We start from the raw sequence: 18,883 nt of genomic DNA on the forward strand, positions 1-18,883 counted from the left end.
CAGAGGCTTTATCTTCGCGGATCCGAGGGTGAACAATACAGATTCAAAAAACCCTTTTCTTTAACATACAGATTGGCTAAAACAGTATCTGCGTGGGATTTTCCCCGCCCATCTGTACTGGTTTATCCATCTGTATGGCGACAATAAGGGATACAGCATGACGCGTTACCAACATCTGGCCAGCCTGCTGGCGGAGCGTATTGAGCAAGGGCTGTATCGCCACGGGGAGAAGCTGCCTTCGGTTCGCAGCCTGAGTCAGGAGCACGGAGTAAGCATCAGCACCGTGCAGCAGGCCTATCAGACGCTGGAACAGCAGCAGATGATCGTCCCCCAGCCGCGTTCCGGCTACTTTGTCGCCCCGCGTAAAGCCCAGCCGCCGGTACCGCCGATGTCGCGCCCGGTGCAGCGCCCGGTGGAAATCACCCAGTGGGATCAGGTGCTGACCATGCTCGACGCGCGCAATGATAAAAGCATTATCCCCTTCGGCGGCGGCTCGCCTGACGTCACCCAGCCGAGCCTGAAGCCCATCTGGCGCGAGCTGAGCCGGGTGATCCAGCATAATCTCAGCGAGGTGCTGAACTACGACGAGCTGGCCGGGCGCCGCGAGCTGCGTGAACAAATCGCCCGCCTGATGCTCGACGGCGGCTCGGTGGTCACCGCCGATGACCTGATCATCACCAGCGGCTGCCACAGCGCTCTATCGCTGGCGCTGCTGTCGGTGTGCCAACCCGGCGATATCGTCGCCGTCGAATCCCCGTCCTATTATGGCACCATGCAGCTGCTGCGCGGTTTGGGGCTGAAGGCCATCGAGATCCCCACCGATCCGGACAGCGGGATCAGCGTAGAAGCCCTGGAGCTGGCGCTGGAGCAGTGGCCGATCAAGGGCGTTATCCTGGTGCCGAACTGCAACAATCCGCAGGGCTTTATCATGCCTGACGCCCGCAAACGCGCGGTGCTGACTCTTGCCCAGCGCCACGATATCGTCATTTTCGAAGATGATATTTACGGCGAGCTGGCCACCGACTACCCGCGCCCGCGCACCATTCATTCGTGGGATATCGACGGCCGGGTGATGCTCTGCAGCTCGTTTACCAAAACTATCGCGCCGGGCCTGCGCATCGGCTGGATCGCGCCAGGCCGCTACTACGACCGCCTGCTGCAGATGAAATATGCCGCCAGCGGGACCAACGTTCCCTCCACGCAGCTGGCGGCGTCGGTATTTATTCGCGAAGGCCACTACCACCGCCACGTGCGGCGGATGCGGCAGATCTACCAGCGCAATATGGAAATTTACACCTGCTGGCTGCGGGAATACTTCCCCTGCGGCATCTGCGTTACCCGGCCGAAGGGCGGCTATATGCTGTGGGTCGAGCTCCCCGAGCACGTCGATATGGTCTGCGTCGCGAAGCAGCTGTGCCGCCTGAAAATCCAGGTCGCGCCGGGCTCGCTGTTTTCAGCCTCGGGGAAATACCGCAACTGCTTAAGGATCAACTGCGCCCTGCCGCCGATCGACAAGCACCGGGAGGTGATGGTGAAGCTGGGGGATGCGGTGAAGGTGGCGATGGAGTGAGTTTTTATTTCAACTAATTGGAAAAATATATGCCCAATAACCTAAAGTCATTCCTGATAAATGCATTAAGTATTATACCAGGATATGATTTCCTCTCAGAAATGTATATATTCATTAAACACCCGGAGATATATGATGGCACTCATGAATATTCTCCACTGGTAAACTCTGGCGCTAATCTTTTCAAGTCGATACTAATTGTAGGCTCCTTGATAACAGCATTCAGTTTCCTTTCAATAAAAGTATCCCCCATAGCTAGCTTTAAATTAATATTTAATCAACTTTACTGGTATGTTCTTTTATTAATTCAACCAATAAAATTTGGTATTTTTTTCTGGCTGTGTATGTCTACAGTAACCAGATTAAAAAAAAGTGTGGCATAGTGTTTATTTCTTTCAAGTAGTTCAAACCTACGCGGTTATCAATATATTAGTTTTCTTCTTATTTTGCATCGCAATCAACAGGATTTTCCTTACCGGAGATTTTAACAAACCATCTGGAAATATTGATCTAACCATAGGCTTTATACTGGCAGCGCTTGCTCTTATACTTACATACAGATTATTAATAGCCCCATCATTTCATTACTTATCGATATACTACAAAAAACCAGTCAGTGCAGTCATCCTACTTTTATCAATAAGCATTTCTTATTATTCATCCAGTCAAATAAGATTAGTAGACGGAAATGAAATAGTAAACAAAAAAGAATTTTGCGAATTATCTTATCATTTAAAAACCAATCCATTACACATTAATGAAATCAACAAAAACTTATTCTTGAACGCGTGTATAAATACCTTCTCCCGGTATTGATAATTATGTAAAATCAGAAAGTTCCTGTTCACGTAAAGAGAGCACTATGGCCGACCTGAACCTGAGTACCCTGACGGAAGCAGACATCATCACCAAACGCGTTATGCCCGCCATCCTCGATGCTGGCTGGAACGACACAACGCAAATCAGACAAGAAGTCAAACTCCGGGACGGCAAAGTCATCGTGCGCGGTAAGGTTGCTGCGCGTAGAACGGTGAAATCCGCCGATATCGTTTTGTATCACAAGCCGGGCATTCCGCTGGCAGTCATTGAAGCCAAAGCCAACAAGCACGAAATCGGCAAGGGGATGCAGCAGGGCATCGAGTACGCGCGCCTGCTGGACGTTCCTTTCGTCTTCGCCACCAACGGCGACGGTTTTATTTTCCGCGATGCCACGGCAGCCGAAGGCGAGCTGCTCGAAAAACACATTACCCTGGACGAGTTTCCGTCGCCAGATGAACTCTGGCACAAGCTCTGCGTCTGGAAAGGCTACACCGCAGCCCAACTCCCGGTGATTACCCAGGACTACTACGACGACGGCAGCGGTAAATCGCCGCGTTATTACCAGCTACAGGCCGTCAATAAAACCATTGAAGCCGTCTCTGCCGGGCAAAACCGCGTTCTGCTGGTGATGGCTACCGGGACGGGGAAAACCTACACCGCTTTCCAGATTATCTGGCGCTTATGGAAAGCCAAAAGTAAGAAGCGGATCCTGTTCCTCGCCGATCGCAACATTCTGGTCGATCAGACCAAAAATAACGACTTCCTGCCGTTTGGCGCGGCGATGACCAAAGTCACCGGGCGCACTATCGATCCGGCATTTGAAATCCACCTCGCACTATACCAGGCCATCACCGGCCCGGAAGAAGATCAAAAAGCCTTTAAACAAGTGGCGCCGGATTTCTTTGATCTGATTGTGATCGACGAATGCCATCGCGGCAGCGCCTCGGAAGACAGCGCCTGGCGCGAAATCCTCGACTACTTCAGCGCCGCCACGCAGGTTGGTTTAACCGCCACGCCGAAAGAGACTCATGAAGTATCCAGCACCGATTATTTCGGTGATCCGGTGTATATCTATTCGCTTAAAGAAGGTATCGAAGACGGCTTCCTCGCCCCGTATAAAGTGGTGCGCGTCGATATCGACGTCGATCTTCAGGGCTGGCGTCCGACCAAAGGCCAGGCGGATAAAAACGGCGAGCTGATCGACGACCGTATCTACAACCAGAAAGATTTTGACCGCACGATGGTGATTGATGAGCGCACCGAACTGGTGGCGAAAACCATCACGGATTACCTCAGGCGAACCAACCAGATGGATAAAACCATCATCTTCTGTAACGACATCGATCACGCGGAGCGGATGCGCCGTGCGCTGGTCAATCTCAACCCGGAACAGGTGAAAAAGAACGACAAGTACGTGATGAAAATCACCGGCGATGACGACATCGGCAAAGCCCAGTTGGATAACTTTATTAACCCTAAAAAGGCCTATCCGGTTATCGCCACCACCTCCGAGCTGATGACCACCGGCGTGGATGCCAAAACCTGCAAACTGGTAGTGCTGGACCAAAACATTCAGTCGATGACCAAATTCAAGCAGATCATCGGCCGTGGCACCCGAATCGATGAACGCTATGGCAAGCTGTGGTTCACCATCCTCGATTTCAAAAAGGCCACCGAACTGTTCGCCGATGAGCGCTTTGACGGCATCCCGGAAAAGGTGATGGAGACCACGCCGGAGGATATCGCCGACCCGGATTCTGATTTCGAAGAACAGTTAGAAGAGCATGATGAAGAGGCCGAAGACGATGTTATCGGTGCCGATGAAGATCCCGCGCCGTATACCGTCACCGGTTCAGACGATGTCGGTCCGTTGCCGGAAGAGGACGAGAACAAGGTGCGTAAGTTCCACGTCAACGGCGTGGCCGTCGGCGTTATCGCCCAGCGCGTGCAGTATTACGACGCCGACGGCAAGCTGGTCACCGAATCCTTCAAAGACTACACCCGTAAAACGCTGCTCAAAGAGTACGCCTCGCTGGATGATTTCACCCGCAAATGGCAGGGCGCCGAGCGCAAACAGGCCATCATCAAGGAACTGGAACAGCAGGGAATTATCTGGGAAGTGCTGGCGGAAGAGGTCGGTAAAGAGCTCGACCCGTTCGACATGCTGTGCCACGTGGTGTATGGTCAGCCACCGTTAACCCGCAAAGAGCGGGCGGAGAACGTGCGTAAGCGCAACTACTTCACCAAATACTCCGACGCCGCGCAGGCGGTGCTGAATACGCTGCTGGATAAATACGCCGACGCGGGCGTGCAGGAAATAGAGAGTATTCAGGTGCTGAAGCTCAAGCCGTTCGACAGCATGGGTACGCTGCCGGAGATCATTAAAAGCGGTTTCGGCGACCGTAACGGGTATAATCAGGCCATCAGCGAGCTGGAGAGCGAAATCTACCACTTACCGCCCCGCTCCGCGTAACCACTCCCCTTTTGTGCCTTCTGCTGCCACCGCGTAGCAGAAGGCCTTATTGTTAATGAAACATGGAACACATCATGTCGATCAGTTCAGTTATCAAATCATTACAGGACATTATGCGCAAAGACGCCGGCGTGGACGGCGATGCGCAGCGCCTCGGCCAGCTCTCCTGGCTGCTGTTTCTGAAAATCTTTGACGCCCAGGAAGAGGCGCTGGAGCTGGAACAAGATAACTACCAGTATCCGATCCCGCAGCGCTACCTGTGGCGCACCTGGGCGGCAAATGCCGAGGGCATTACCGGCGATTCCCTGCTGGAGTTCGTCAACGATGACCTGTTCCCGACGCTGAAAAACCTCACCGCGCCGATTGATAAGAACCCGCGCGGCTTTGTGGTCAGGCAGGCGTTCAGCGATGCCTATAACTACATGAAAAACGGCACCCTGCTGCGTCAGGTGATTAACAAGCTGAACGAAATCGACTTTACCAGCGCCAGCGAGCGCCACCTGTTCGGCGATATTTACGAACAGATCCTGAAAGATCTGCAATCGGCAGGCAATGCCGGTGAATTTTATACCCCGCGCGCCGTCACCCGCTTTATGGTCGATCGCGTCGATCCGAAGCTCGGTGAGTCGATTATGGATCCGGCCTGCGGCACCGGCGGCTTCCTCGCCTGCGCGTTCGATCACGTAAAAAATAACTACGTGCAGAGCGTGGCCGATCACCAGACGCTGCAACAGCAGATCCACGGCGTGGAGAAAAAACAGCTCCCGCACCTGCTGGCGACCACCAATATGCTGCTGCACGGCATTGAAGTGCCGGTGCAAATTCGTCACGACAACACCCTCAACAAGCCGCTGTCTTCGTGGGATGAACAGCTGGATGTCATCGTCACCAACCCGCCGTTCGGCGGCACCGAAGAAGACGGCATCGAGAAGAACTTCCCGGCAGAAATGCAGACCCGTGAAACGGCGGATCTGTTTCTGCAGTTGATCATTGAAGTGCTGGCGAAAAACGGCCGCGCGGCGGTGGTGCTGCCGGACGGCACGCTGTTTGGCGAAGGTGTGAAAACCAAGATCAAAAAGCTACTCACCGAGGAGTGCAACCTGCACACCATCGTGCGTCTGCCGAACGGCGTGTTTAACCCGTACACCGGGATTAAAACCAACCTGCTGTTCTTTACCAAAGGTCAGCCGACCAAAGAGATCTGGTTCTACGAACATCCGTACCCGGCGGGCGTGAAGAACTACAGCAAAACCAAGCCGATGAAGTTTGAGGAGTTCCAGGCCGAGATCGACTGGTGGGGCAACGAGGCCGACGGCTTCGCCAGCCGCGTCGAAAACGAGCAGGCGTGGAGGGTCAGCATCGACGAGGTGATTGCCCGCAACTTTAACCTCGATATCAAGAACCCGCATCAGGCGGAAACCGTCAGCCACGATCCGGACGAACTGCTGGCGCAGTATGCGAAGCAGCAGGAAGAGATCCAGACCCTGCGCCACCAGCTGCGCAATATTCTCGGCAAGGCACTCTCCGGCAAGGAGGCCAACTGATGGCGGTGGAAAAACTGATTGTCGAGCATATAGATACCTGGACCACAGCGCTGCAAACCCGCTCTACGGCCGGGCGCGGCAGCTCGGGCAAGATCGATCTGTATGGGATTAAGAAGCTGCGCGAGCTGATTCTGGAACTGGCAGTGCGCGGCAAGCTGGTGCCGCAGGATCCGAACGACGAACCGGCGTCAGAGTTGCTGAAACGCATTGCAGCGGAAAAAGCCGAGCTGATGAAGCTGGGGAAAATTAAAAAGCCCAAGCCGCTGCCGGAGATTAGCGAGGAAGAGAAGCCGTTTGATCTGCCTGTGGGGTGGGAGTGGACAACACTTAATACTCTTGCAGAAATAAATCCCAAAATAGATGTGTCTGATGATGAGCAAGACGTATCTTTTGTTCCGATGCCTCTCATATCAACAAAATTTGACGGGTCTCATAATTTTGAAGTCAGAAAATGGAAAGAGGTAAAAAAAGGTTATACCCACTTTTCCAATGGCGATATAGCCATTGCAAAAATTACACCCTGCTTTGAAAATAGCAAAGCAGCCATATTTTCTGGATTGAAAAATAATGTTGGTGTTGGAACAACAGAATTGCATGTTGCTCGCCCATACAGCCAGACAGTTAATCAGCAATACCTTCTTTTAAACTTTAAATCACCAGGTTTTCTTAAAGCCGGTGAGTCTCAGATGACTGGCTCTGCCGGTCAGAAGCGTGTGCCTAAAAATTTCTTCGAAAACTACCCACTACCATTTCCTCCGTTACAAGAACAAGAACGAATAGTAAACAACTTTACTCAATTAATGATCCTCTGCGACCAACTGGAACAGCACTCCCTGACCAGCCTGGACGCCCATCAACAGCTGGTTGAAACACTGCTAACCACGCTAACCGACAGCCAGAACGCCGATGAACTGGCCGTAAACTGGGCGCGTATCAGCGAGCATTTCGACACCCTGTTTACCACCGAAGCCAGCATTGATGCTTTAAAACAGACCATTCTACAGCTGGCGGTGATGGGCAAACTGGTGCCGCAGGATCCGAACGATGAACCGGCCTCTGAACTGCTCAAACGTATTGCGCAGGAAAAGGCGCAATTGATGAAAGACGGGAAAATTAAAAAGCAAAAACCGTTGCCACCGATTAGTGATGAAGAAAAAACGTTTACGTTACCCACTGGATGGGAATGGGTAAGAATGGGTGATTTATGTGAATTAGTTACAAGTGGTTCAAGAGGTTGGAATCAATTTTATTCCGATGCCGGCTCAATATTTATAAGGTCGCAAGATATTAAATTCGACCGTTTAGAGTTTGATAATCGAGCTTACGTTTCATTACCATCAAATGCAGAAGGAACGCGAACACGAGTTGAATTCGGCGATTTGTTAATGACCATTACTGGAGGTAATGTTGCAAAGGTAGCAATTATTGAAATTAATCTGGATGATGCTTATGTCAGTCAACATGTTGCATTAATTAGATTAATTAATAAAACAATAAACCGCTATCTACATGTCTGGTTAACTTGTGAACATGGTGGCCGAAAACATCTGCTTGATTTAAGTTATGGTGCAAAACCCGGACTTAATTTGAAAAACATAAACGATTTACTCATTCCTTTCCCTCCTCAAAAACAACAAGAAAGGATATTAAAAAAAGTGGATAATTTAATATCGCTATGCGACAGCTTAAAAATTAGTTCCCAATCCGCCAAACAAACCCAGCTCCACCTGGCCGACGCCCTCACCGACGCCGCCATAAATTAACCCGCCCCCCAGAAACCAATAAAGCGGCTAAATAGCCGCTTTATTCCCATAACCAGAAATAATCCATCCTCGCATCCACGCCATTATTTTCATTCATTTTCAGCTGGACTTTTCTTCTATTCCCTGATGATATATACAGGTATTTATACCCGTCATACTTCAAGTTGCCTGTGCGTTGGCTGCGCTCGTTCACCCCAGTTACGTACTCATGTACGCTCCTGGGGATTCACTCCCTGGCCGCCTTCATACAACTCGAATTATTTTAGGTATAACGCAAGACGCCCGTGCAGCAACACGGGCATCCTGCTCATCACAATCACTATTTACAAGGAATAGCAATTATGACTATCGAGCATTCTATTTCAGATCCGTGCGATCCAGAAGTCTCTCCAACGAATAACCGTCATTTAACCGTGAGCTATGCGACGCGTCATCCTGATTACCAGCGTATTCCGGCGTTGACCATGAAGGGTCAGTGGCTGGAGGCGGCGGGTTTTGCCACCGGCACCGAAGTGGATCTTAAGGTGATGAACGGCTGTATCGTCATTACCGCCAGGCAGTCGGAGCCTGAACTCACCGCCTCTCTGCGCCGGGTCAGCAAGCTGTCGACGCGCAAGCAGAAACAGGTGCAGGTGTTAATCGACGCGATCGCCGGGCAAAAACCTAAGCTGGCATAAGCTCAATCCCCGGTGGCGCTTTGCTTACCGGGGCTACAAGTTTACCACTATCTGCAGGTTCGGAATCCCTGACAGGTGCGCAACCCTCGCCTCGAGGAAGCCAGGTTCCCTCAGGCCCACGCTCGTTTATCCCTCCGCTGACACAACGAGCGCTTTTTCTTTTTTTCCTAAAGGGTATGCTTCGTATGATAAAAACCATTTGTAAAACGGATATCACTCGGGGAGAACGGAATGGAGTCACATCAGCAGACTTTGGCACTATTTTTTAAATCACTGACTCAGAAAAATAGTGAGTTTGACCCCGAATGGGGGGCCGGATACCGGGACATGACCTCCCGGGTGCGGCGTGAAAATCCAGATTTTAGCCACCGGACCATCCAGGATTTGTGGTACACCCGCGACAACAGAGTGGCCAGCCTAAAACAGGGTGGTATGTCTTATGAAGAATTTACTCAAGCACAGGACCAGCTTCGCGAATTAACAAAAATTATTGCCTCGGGCTGTACAGCGGAAAATTTTGATCGTGCCTATCAGTTTTTACAACAGTTAAAAGAGAATGGCGTCATAAAGAAGTTTTATCGTGCGCTTCTTTGCCGTACCTTTTCCGCATTTTATCCTGACCAGCTAACCAGTATCATTAAGGAAGATGTTTTCTTCCGGGTTTATAATTACTGCAACAATAAATTCAGTCTCGGACTCCCGGAAGACTATAACTGGGATACGGCAACCTGGTTCAGGTTAAACCTGTTACTAAAAAAAGAGCTTCAGCAGCAGCTCCATGATGAGCAGGATGATATTGAGTTAAATATGTCTCTCTGGCATCTGTATAACCTGGAAATTGCCGAAGAGAGCAATGTTGCAATCGAAGCAAATATTACAGAATCGACGACGGCAGAGCAAGATGATGAACCCATCGATATTTTACCGCCAAAAAACCTAATTCTTTACGGCCCTCCGGGTACCGGTAAAACCTACAAAACCATTGAGATCGCGGTACGTGCCTGCGAACCTCAGGCATTCTCCCGTCTCGATGGTAAAGAAAGAACCGAACGTCGGGTAGAGCTCAAAAAACTCTACGATGCGCTGGTTGAAGAGAAGCGAATTCGCTTTATCACATTCCATCAAAGCTTTGGTTATGAAGAATTTATTGAAGGATTAAGAGCGGAAACCAGCGACGATGGCAGCGTGCGCTATGATATTAAACCGGGCGTGTTTAAGCAGATCTGTGAAGACGCCTCTTTCGGTGACTCTGGAATGCAGCTCGCGCTGGACGAAGCCGTAGAAAAGCTTAAAGAGCAATGCGCCGAGCAAAATGGCGTGACGCTCAAAACGACAAATGGCAGTATGTTCAAAGTGACCTACGCCAATAACAGCACCTTCCGTATCTTCCCTTCACAATCGAAGAACGACCGACTTGAAAGCGGCTACCCGGCGTCTATCGAGAATATTCGTCGCTTATATCATGGCGAGACCGAAAATGTTTACAACATCTCCTACGTTCGCGGCATTCTTAATTATCTCATTCATCATTTCAACATTCCCGCCACGCCGCGGGCAATAACAGAAAAGAAAAAACAAAACTACGTCCTCATTATTGATGAAATAAACCGCGGGAATATTTCTAAGATTTTCGGCGAACTCATTACGCTGATTGAAACATCAAAACGAGCGGGAGAAACCGAAGCGCTGAGCGTAAGTCTCCCCTACTCCGCTAAACCGTTTTCTGTGCCTGGCAATCTCTTCATTGTTGGCACCATGAATACCGCAGACCGTTCTCTAACCGCTTTGGATACAGCGCTGCGTCGACGCTTTGAATTTGAAGCGCTGATGCCCGATGCCTCGGTGCTGAATGATACTCATATTCATGGTATCGACCTCAAAGCGCTGCTGATTACCCTGAACGCACGTATCCAGGCCCTCTACGACAGTGAACATACGCTAGGGCATGCCTTTTTCATTCCGGTGGTGCAGGCAAAAGATAATCCCGTCGAGGCGCTAAAAAGATTAAAACGCGTAATGAAAAATAAGGTTCTTCCGTTACTGGAAGAGTATTTCTACAACGACTGGCAGAAAATCCGTCTGGTCCTTGGCGATAATCAAAAAGCGGACCAGACGCTGCGCTTCATCCGTTCCGTCGCTAATCAAAACGACGTGTCAACGCTGTTTGGCCAGACGGCAATTGAGGACCTTGAAGAAGCCGGCGTGAGCTATCAGCTATGCAAAGATAATGACCCGGTATGGGATAACCCGCAGGCTTACCAGCAGATTTACCACCCGCAAACTAAAGATGCGGAGCAACGCTAATGGCAGGCATCTCGTACTCAGTTTTCGAATACGGCTACCTGGTTAATGAAGAGGACAGCGGCAAATTAACCGATTCGGTATCTTTACCCGCATCGGCGTTTCATTGGTTGGAACAACGCTGCCTGAACGATGAAGACAGTGAGGATCGGCGCTTGCTGTCCTTACGCGCCCTGAACGGCATCAAAGTCATCCAGGTGAAGAATTATGTTGGCGTCATTGCACTCCCCCAGCAGAGAATGATTGAAGTTCTGCCGAAGGCGGATAAGAGACAGAAAAACACATCGCACGCGCGTTCTCGACTGCTGATGATGCTGTCGACATTACAAAATTTTCGTCATATCGAGACAACAGCAGCGAGCATCATGACGTCGAAGATGACCTTAATGGATATCTTCGTTCAGCAATTTGTGACCAGTCTTGAAGCTATCGTCCGCAAAGGTCTCAAACACGATTATCTTCGTCAGCAGAACAATTTGCCGTGGCTGAAGGGAAAACTCCTGGTCAGCGAGCAGTTGAAAAAAAACAGCGTCCGCCGCGATCGTTTTTATGTCGAATATGATGAATACCGCGTCGAGCGGCTTGAAAACAGATTGCTGAAAACCGCGATTGATAAGGTGTATGGCTACACCAGTAGCCCCGCGCTACTGCAGAAATTGAATCGTCTACAAGCGCTATTTGAGCCCATCCCCGGGATCGGCAATATTGATATGGCTTTCCGGCAGGTTCACCTGGATCGCCACATGCAACATTATTCTCCGGCGCTGGAGTGGGCAAGGCTTATTCTAAAAGGTCATTCCCCACGTTGCATGCAGGGGCACTCTCAAGCCATTTCACTTCTCTTTCCTATGGAGGCAGTGTTTGAATCCTTTGTCACTGCCTGGCTGCGTTATCGTTGCCATGCTCACTGGCAGGTGAAGCCGCAATCAAAGTCATATTATCTTGTCCACCAGGGCGAAACGCCCAGATTTCAGCTCCGGCCAGATGTATGGCTTATCCCGCGTAACGGCCCGGAGGGCTCTGCCGTCATTTGCGATATGAAATGGAAAATAGTGGATGCCACGCAAGATAAGCTTAACCTCGCGCAAAGCGATTTGTACCAGATGCTGGCATACGGAATAAATCATCTACGAGGTGAGGGGGATATGTTGCTGATCTATCCGCACCATGAAGGCTTCACGGCGCCGCCGATTCATCCGTATGAGTTCCGCCATTCCGAGAGTAAAACGCTACGGCTGTGGGTCGTTCCCTTTGAAACAGGAACCAGCCTGAATACCTCAACGCTGCATATGCCTGAAAATCTTGCACTTGCGGGCATAAACTAACCCCGGTGGCTCTGCGCTGACCGAGGCTGCGGGTTGGTCTTCCGGGCAAGGCGCGTCGCCGCCTTCGGGAACGCAGAGGCCTGGCAGATAGAAGCTTATTTCTCGCTCAGATCGCGAATCATCGCTTCTCTTAAAATCGCATTCAGCCGCGTTTGATAGCCTTTTCCCGGGCGTTTAAGCCACTCCATCACATCTGCATCGATGCGCACAGAGGCCTGCGTTTTTAATGGCCGATAAAATTTACCGCGAACCGCATCTGACCACAGCCCATCGTCCGAAGAGGGGATATCGCTGTAATCAATGTCATCATCTGATTTTTTCGCCAGCGCTTTGAGTTCGTCTTCACGCTGAGCGGTAAGCGCTGTCGGGTTATCGCGTTTATGTTTAACCATGCTCATAACGACTCCTCTCTTTTTTGTCCGCCTTCCGGGCGCTGATAATACGAATGACCTCCGTTCCACTTTCAAAACGGATCGAATGCGCCACAAGAATAACGATAATTCCATGAACGAGGCCGATGGTTTGCCATCGATACTCACCATTTTCATGACGATCCTGGCGGGAAAGGTGCTGCGGATCGTCAAAAAACCAGTACCGCCTCCTCGAACCGAATCCCATGTTTTCTTAGATTGCTTGCTGCCTTGTTTGCATCCCATTCAAACTCCATTGGCATAGCATTCATTCCGATTGCATATACAAAAAAGTATAGACAATTATCAGGCAAGTATACTATCAATGTTGGAAAAAACCTCACATTTCCAGAGGCTAATTTGTAAAGGTTATGCCCATTCACTCGTCATAAAACACCATCCCCTTATACGGCTGCTCGCGACATGCCGCCAGGCGCCGGGCGAGGCTGCCGACGTGCAGCTCCAGCTTGTGGCCGTCCGGGTCGAGGAAATAATACGACGCCCCTTCGCTGCGGTTCACCTTCCACACCGCCACGCCGGCCGTTTCCAGCCGCGCGCTGAGCCCGGCGAAATCGGCTTCGGCGACGCTAAAAGCGTAGTGGGTGTAGTCACTCTCCTCCGGCGGGGTAATGCGCCGCTGCGGATCGAGGGACAGGCACAGCCACAGATCGCCGCAGGAGAGATAGGCGCCGTTATCCCAGCGCGCGTGCAGCGTCATTCCCAGCAGCTGCTGATAAAACGCCACGCTCGGCGCCAGGCTGCTGACCGCCAGGGTCAGGTGATTCAATCCGCTTAACATGGCTTAATCCTCCAGTGAACTCACAATTTGCTGGCGCAGCCAGCGGTGCGCCGGGTCGCGGTGCCAGCGCTCGTGCCACAGCATCAGCATATCAAACCCGGCAATCGCCAGCGGCGGCTCGATAACCGTCAGTCCGCTCATCCCGCGCAGCAGTCGCTCCGGCAGCATGGCGACCAAATCGCTGCTACGCAGCGTTTCCAGCATAAACAGGAAATGTGGCACTGAGAGGACAACCCGCCGCGAAAGCCCAAGGTTGGCCAGCGCAGTATCGGTCGCGGCGCTGAAACCGCCGCCGTCCGGGGAGACAATAACCTGATCCAGCTGGCAAAACTGCGCCAGACTCAACGACGTCTGCAGCGCCGGATGCCCCGCTCTGCCCGCCAGCACGTAGCGCTCGCTGAACAGCAGCCGCTGATGCAGCTCCGGCGGAGCGCCGTCGCGGGTATGAAAGAACAGATCGACCTCGTCGCGCTCCGCCTGCTGCACCAGGCACGAAGGCTGGAGCTCGAAGACCGCCAGCCGGCTCGACGGGGACGCGCGGCGCAGGATATTCAGCGCCGGCAGCAGGATCGCCGAGGCCATATAGTCCGTCGCCGCTATGCGCCAGGTCTGCGCCGCCGTCAGCGGATCGAAGTCGTCGGCGGGGGCGACCGCCAGCTCCAGCGCCTGCAGGGCATCACGCAATGGCCCGCGCAGCGCATCGGCGCGGGCGGTGGGCAACATCCCGCGCGGCCCGGGCAGCAGCAGCGGGTCGGCAAAAATTTCCCGCAGGCGCGCCAGCTGGATGCTGACCGACGGCTGCGACAGGTTGAGCCGCTGCGCCGCTCGCGTGACGTTATTCTCGCTCAGCAACACGTCGAGGGTGCGCAACAGGTTGAGATCCAGACGATGTAAATTAATCACGGCTATACCTGGGATTTAAGTAATTAATTTCTACTATAGCGGCCAGCAGCCTACTCTGCAGCTCTCCATGACTCAGAGGTGATTTCCATGAAAGTACTGCTGATTTACGCCCATCCGGAACCGCGCTCCCTGAACGGCGCGCTAAAAGATTTTGCCGTCCGGCATCTGCAAAACGCCGGCCATGAGGTGCAGGTTTCCGATCTCTACGCCATGCGCTGGAAAGCAGGTTTTGATGCCGACGACAGCAGCGCCCCGCCGGTCGGCGAGTTCTGGCGCTCAACGCTCGATTCAAAGCAGGCTTTTGAACAGGGAACCCAAGGCGCGGATATCGTTGCGGAACAGGAGAAGCTGCTGTGGGCGGATACGGTGATTTTCCAGTTTCCGCTGTGGTGGTTCTCCATGCCCGCTATTATGAAGGGCTGGATCGACCGGGTTTACGCCTATGGTTTTGCCTACGGCGTCGGCGAGCACAGCGACCGCCACTGGGGCGACCGCTACGGCGAAGGCACCCTGGCGGGCAAACGGGCGATGCTGGTTGTCACCACCGGCGGCTGGGAGGAGCATTACGCCCCGCGCGGAATTAACGGACCGATTAACGATATCCTGTTTCCGATCCAGCACGGAATGCTGTTTTATCCCGGCTTTGCGGTGCTGCCGCCGCTGGTGTTCTACCGCACGGAGAAAACGGACGAGCAGCGCTTTGCGCAGCACTGCCGCGAGCTGGGGCAGCGGCTGGATACGCTGGCAAGCACCGCGCCAATCCCGTTCCGCCGGCAAAATCACGGTGACTATCTGATCCCCTCCCTGACGCTGCGCCCGGATCTGGCACCGGGACAGAGTGGCTTTGCGGTACACCGGCACGATGCATAATCTGCGGTGGCGATAGCTCTGGCAAAGGGTATATCGCCATCATTTCTATGACGAATTGTGAGCCTCCGCGCAATAACGGCATTCCACCGCCGCACACTCCCCCTCACATTGATAGCGATCAAGAATAATCATACCGTCTGGTCGGTATGATTCAGGCCATGAACATGGAAGCCCAACACCGAAAAAAAGACCCCGTCCGTTTACATCAGCAGCTGCTGGAATCCGCGGCGATGATCGCCGGCAGAGACGGTATCGCCTCGCTGTCGCTGAATGCCGTGGCGCGCGAAGCCGGGGTGAGCAAAGGGGGTCTTTTGCACCACTTCCCCAACAAGCAGGCGCTGATTTTTGCCCTGTTCGCCCGCCTGCTGGCGATTATGGAGGACGCGATTTCGGCGCTGATGGCCGCCGACAATGTCTCTTATGGCCGCTTTACCCGCGCCTACCTGCACTATTTATCCGACCTGACCGATACCCATGAAAGTCGGCAGCTGATGGTGCTGTCGCTGGCGATGCCGGATGAGCCGGTGCTGCGAAAATGCTGGCGCGACTGGATGCTGGATCACCTCGCGCAGGGCGATGCGCTGGATAACGGCCACACCGGCACCCTGGTACGCTACGCGGCGGACGGCATCTGGCTATCAGAGTTAACCGAGGGGCGCACCATGAGCGCCGAACACCGGCGGTCGCTGGTCAGCGATCTGACGAGAATGACGCTTCCCGCGTGAAGCACGTTGAGCCTGACAGGTCAGGCGATTAGATTGAGGCCGCGATGCGCTACAACATCAATGGCCGTCTCATTTATGATGCAACGGACGGCACACTAATCCTACCGGGAAGCGATGAGGCGGACAGCCAGCTGTCGATCACCGCCAGCGCGCTGCTGTGGTTTTTTCTGCGTAACCCGGAGATTGTCAGCCGCGATGAGGTGCTCAAAAAGGTCTGGGATGACAACGGCTTAACCTCCTCGAACAGCAACCTGAATCAGTATCTTAGCATGCTGCGCAAAACCTTCCGCCACTATGAGATCGACAATATTATCGTCACCGTCTCGCGCGGACTGCTGCAGCTGAACCCCGAAATCACCGTTCATCAGCTGGACGCTCCCGTGCCGTCGGAACCGCCGTCGCTGCCGCCCGCAGAACCGGACGCCGTGCCGCCGGCCGCGGCGCAGAGTCCGAAACCAACCCGGCACGCCCGCGGCACCTGCTGGTATATCGCCGGCGTCTGCCTGCTGACCATCGCCCTGCTGCTGGTGCTTTTCAGCTTTTTCGGCAGCGGCGAATCACGCCCCATTACCCTGACGCAGATGACCCACAGCCAGTGCGAACTGCTGGCCAGCGACGAGATGCTGCGCTCCGTGGCCGGAACCGCCTACGGCAACAACTTTGACGCCGTGCGCCAGCGGCTGAAGCTGGAGTGCAAACCCGGCGAACGTTTTGTCTTCTTCTATGGCGATCGGCTGGAGACTAACGGCCTGGGCCGCGTCTTCCTCGCCCACTGCGCGATGCATGAAGACAATCCTTTCAGCTATTGCGATAACTATTTCTACTACTCCTGGAAACCGTAATGAGACTCGCACCCCGGCCTTTTTTCGCCCTCTCCGTCCTGGCGTTCATCACCGCGGCCGGGCTCAGCGCCTGGAAGCTGCTGCCGGCTGAAAACGACGGGGCGATGAGCTGCTCGACCAAAGCCATCATGCGCTTTGAAAACATGGATAAAGAGAACGTCAACGGCAATATTCACTTCAATTTCGCCGCCCGCGGCAAAGGCTCGATGGTCGTCGAAGGCTATACCGACTCCGCGGCCGGCTGGCTCTACCTGCAGCGCTACGTCAAATTCAGCTACACCAGTAAACGCATCTCCTCAACCGAGCGCCACTACCGCATCAGCCGGTGGGAATCCAGCGCCTCATCGATTGACGAATCCCCGGACGTCATCTTCGCCTACTTTATGCGCGAGATGTCCGACAGCCACGACGGGCTGTTTCTCAACGCCCAGAAGCTCAACGAGAAGGCGATTCTGCTCAGCTCGATCAACTCGCCGCTCTACGTTTGCACCCTGAAGTCCGGCAGCAAGCTTGACTAACGGCCGGCCCCACCGGCTTCAGCCTTACCCCGCGTTTTTCCCGCTCCGCCTCATACCCTAAAAGCGCACTTTTTGCGTTTAGCTCCCGACTAAAAACATGACCATAACCACACTTAATAGATGGATATATTACCCTGCCCCAGCAATAAATTAGCAACTCATTAACATTCACTGCCGCCCGTCCGGGTGGCGTAAAACTCGCCGCATCCACAGCCAATTCCATCGCCCCCGATCAGCATAAAGAGATAAATACAGGCCCTTAAAACGCTAAATCACAGAGCAAAAAACTAAAAACATAACTCACGCGGATTTAAATTTCACTTAACTCGCCATTCCCTATAGTGAACCTCGAACGCCGCTACCGCGTGTTGACGCCGTTACGCGGACGGTTTTCCCGAATCACAAACCTGTCTGGAGGAAAAACCATGGGTGATGCATTGGGGCTTATTGAAACCAAAGGCCTGGTGGCCTGCATTGAAGCAGCGGATGCGATGTGCAAATCCGCCAACGTCGAGCTGATTAGCTATGAAAACATCGGCTCCGGGCTGGTCACCGTGATGGTGAAAGGCGACGTCGGGGCAGTAAAAGCGGCGGTGGATTCCGGCGTGGAATCAGCGCAGCGCATCGGCGAGGTGGTGACCTCGTTGGTTATCGCTCGTCCGCATAACGACATCAACAAAATTGTTATTAAACACAAGGCTTAAGGCCAGGAGAACGCAAATGGGTGATGCATTAGGTCTGATCGAAACCAAAGGTCTGGTGGCCTGCATTGAAGCGGCGGACGCGATGTGTAAAGCCGCCAACGTCGAGCTGATTGGCTATGAAAACGTCGGCTCCGGGCTGGTCACCGCGATGGTGAAAGGCGACGTCGGCGCGGTAAAAGCGGCGGTGGATTCCGGCGTGGAATCGGCGCAGCGCATCGGGGAAGTGGTGACCTCGCTGGTTATCGCGCGTCCGCATAACGACATCAACAAAATCGTCGCACATTACAAAGTCGCGGAATAACGGGAGACAACATGATGAAAGAAGCGCTTGGTCTGATCGAAACCAAAGGTCTGGTGGCCTGTATTGAAGCCGCCGATGCGATGTGTAAAGCCGCCAACGTCGAGCTGATTGGCTATGAAAACGTCGGCTCCGGGCTGGTCACCGCGATGGTGAAAGGCGACGTCGGCGCGGTGAACGCGGCGGTGGACTCCGGCGTTGAAGCGGCGAAACGCATCGGCGAAGTCGTCACCTCTCGCGTCATTGCGCGACCGCATAACGATATCGAGAAAATCGCGTCGCAGCACAAAGCATGACCTGACAGGGTCGCCCCGTCTCCACTCTTTTAGTCTGATGAAGGAT

General features: G+C 53.1%; 17 protein-coding genes and 1 pseudogene. 14 read left to right on the forward strand and 4 right to left on the reverse strand.

The features are described 5' to 3' along the window. Positions 1-157: 157 nt before the first annotated feature. From NWP14_RS25130 to NWP14_RS25160, 7 genes are all read left to right on the forward strand, one after another. Complete coding sequence (locus NWP14_RS25130; protein ID WP_095104049.1) at positions 158-1,570, forward strand: PLP-dependent aminotransferase family protein; 1,413 nt, start codon at positions 158-160, stop codon at positions 1,568-1,570. Between the two features lie 862 nt (positions 1,571-2,432). Continuing rightward, complete coding sequence (gene hsdR / locus NWP14_RS25135; RefSeq protein ID WP_375216149.1) at positions 2,433-4,862, forward strand: EcoAI/FtnUII family type I restriction enzme subunit R; 2,430 nt, start codon at positions 2,433-2,435, stop codon at positions 4,860-4,862. Between the two features lie 74 nt (positions 4,863-4,936). After that, positions 4,937-6,406, forward strand: coding sequence for an N-6 DNA methylase (locus NWP14_RS25140; RefSeq protein ID WP_375216150.1), 1,470 nt, complete (start codon positions 4,937-4,939; stop codon positions 6,404-6,406). Then, complete coding sequence (locus NWP14_RS25145; protein WP_375216151.1) at positions 6,406-8,169, forward strand: restriction endonuclease subunit S; 1,764 nt, start codon at positions 6,406-6,408, stop codon at positions 8,167-8,169. Before NWP14_RS25140 ends, NWP14_RS25145 begins: the two co-directional genes overlap by 1 nt. A 341-nt stretch (positions 8,170-8,510) precedes the next feature. Then, positions 8,511-8,846 (forward strand): endoribonuclease SymE, encoded by a 336-nt coding sequence (symE, locus tag NWP14_RS25150; RefSeq protein WP_375216152.1) that lies wholly within the window; start codon positions 8,511-8,513, stop codon positions 8,844-8,846. A gap of 231 nt (positions 8,847-9,077) precedes the next feature. Continuing rightward, a complete protein-coding gene (locus NWP14_RS25155; RefSeq protein WP_375216153.1) occupies positions 9,078-11,150 on the forward strand; it encodes an McrB family protein in 2,073 nt (690 codons plus the stop codon). Beyond that, entirely contained in the window at positions 11,150-12,472 is a 1,323-nt protein-coding gene (locus tag NWP14_RS25160) for an McrC family protein (protein WP_375216154.1), read from the forward strand. Before NWP14_RS25155 ends, NWP14_RS25160 begins: the two co-directional genes overlap by 1 nt. Positions 12,473-12,567: 95 nt before the next feature. Here NWP14_RS25160 and NWP14_RS25165 read toward each other — a convergent pair whose 3' ends face one another. The 4 genes and pseudogenes from NWP14_RS25165 to NWP14_RS25180 all read right to left on the reverse strand — a co-directional run bounded on the left by NWP14_RS25165 (position 12,568) and on the right by NWP14_RS25180 (position 14,584). Further along, positions 12,568-12,870, reverse strand: a complete 303-nt coding sequence (locus NWP14_RS25165; protein WP_375216155.1) for a BrnA antitoxin family protein — start codon at positions 12,868-12,870, stop codon at positions 12,568-12,570. Then, positions 12,857-13,145: pseudogene (locus NWP14_RS25170) on the reverse strand (BrnT family toxin). The gene NWP14_RS25165 and the pseudogene NWP14_RS25170 overlap by 14 nt, the downstream one beginning before the upstream one ends. 116 nt (positions 13,146-13,261) lie before the next feature. Then, complete coding sequence (locus tag NWP14_RS25175) at positions 13,262-13,681, reverse strand: FosA family fosfomycin resistance glutathione transferase (protein ID WP_331834483.1); 420 nt, start codon at positions 13,679-13,681, stop codon at positions 13,262-13,264. A 3-nt stretch (positions 13,682-13,684) separates the two neighbouring features. After that, a complete protein-coding gene (locus NWP14_RS25180; protein ID WP_375216156.1) occupies positions 13,685-14,584 on the reverse strand; it encodes a LysR family transcriptional regulator in 900 nt (299 codons plus the stop codon). An 87-nt stretch (positions 14,585-14,671) separates the two neighbouring features. Here NWP14_RS25180 and NWP14_RS25185 point away from each other — a divergent pair, with 87 nt between their 5' ends. The 7 genes from NWP14_RS25185 to NWP14_RS25215 all read left to right on the forward strand — a co-directional run bounded on the left by NWP14_RS25185 (position 14,672) and on the right by NWP14_RS25215 (position 18,837). After that, positions 14,672-15,454, forward strand: coding sequence for an NAD(P)H-dependent oxidoreductase (locus NWP14_RS25185; RefSeq protein ID WP_375216157.1), 783 nt, complete (start codon positions 14,672-14,674; stop codon positions 15,452-15,454). A 146-nt stretch (positions 15,455-15,600) separates the two neighbouring features. After that, positions 15,601-16,179, forward strand: a complete 579-nt coding sequence (locus NWP14_RS25190) for a TetR/AcrR family transcriptional regulator (protein WP_095104059.1) — start codon at positions 15,601-15,603, stop codon at positions 16,177-16,179. Positions 16,180-16,223: 44 nt separating this feature from the next. Beyond that, the gene (locus NWP14_RS25195) at positions 16,224-17,021 is read left to right on the forward strand and encodes a transcriptional regulator (RefSeq protein ID WP_375216158.1); all 798 of its coding nucleotides are present in this window, start codon (positions 16,224-16,226) and stop codon (positions 17,019-17,021) included. Beyond that, the gene (locus tag NWP14_RS25200; RefSeq protein ID WP_095104063.1) at positions 17,021-17,539 is read left to right on the forward strand and encodes a FidL-like protein; all 519 of its coding nucleotides are present in this window, start codon (positions 17,021-17,023) and stop codon (positions 17,537-17,539) included. The genes NWP14_RS25195 and NWP14_RS25200 overlap by 1 nt, the downstream gene beginning before the upstream one ends. Positions 17,540-17,964: 425 nt before the next feature. Continuing rightward, positions 17,965-18,243, forward strand: coding sequence for a BMC domain-containing protein (locus NWP14_RS25205; protein ID WP_010634659.1), 279 nt, complete (start codon positions 17,965-17,967; stop codon positions 18,241-18,243). Between the two features lie 16 nt (positions 18,244-18,259). Then, complete coding sequence (locus NWP14_RS25210) at positions 18,260-18,544, forward strand: BMC domain-containing protein (RefSeq protein WP_041143877.1); 285 nt, start codon at positions 18,260-18,262, stop codon at positions 18,542-18,544. Between the two features lie 14 nt (positions 18,545-18,558). Next, positions 18,559-18,837, forward strand: a complete 279-nt coding sequence (locus NWP14_RS25215; protein ID WP_015585230.1) for a BMC domain-containing protein — start codon at positions 18,559-18,561, stop codon at positions 18,835-18,837. The last annotated feature ends 46 nt before the right edge of the window (positions 18,838-18,883 follow it).

It is taken from the genome of Klebsiella sp. C349492 (assembly GCF_042055345.1).
GTDB classification, from domain to species: domain Bacteria; phylum Pseudomonadota; class Gammaproteobacteria; order Enterobacterales; family Enterobacteriaceae; genus Klebsiella; species Klebsiella scottii.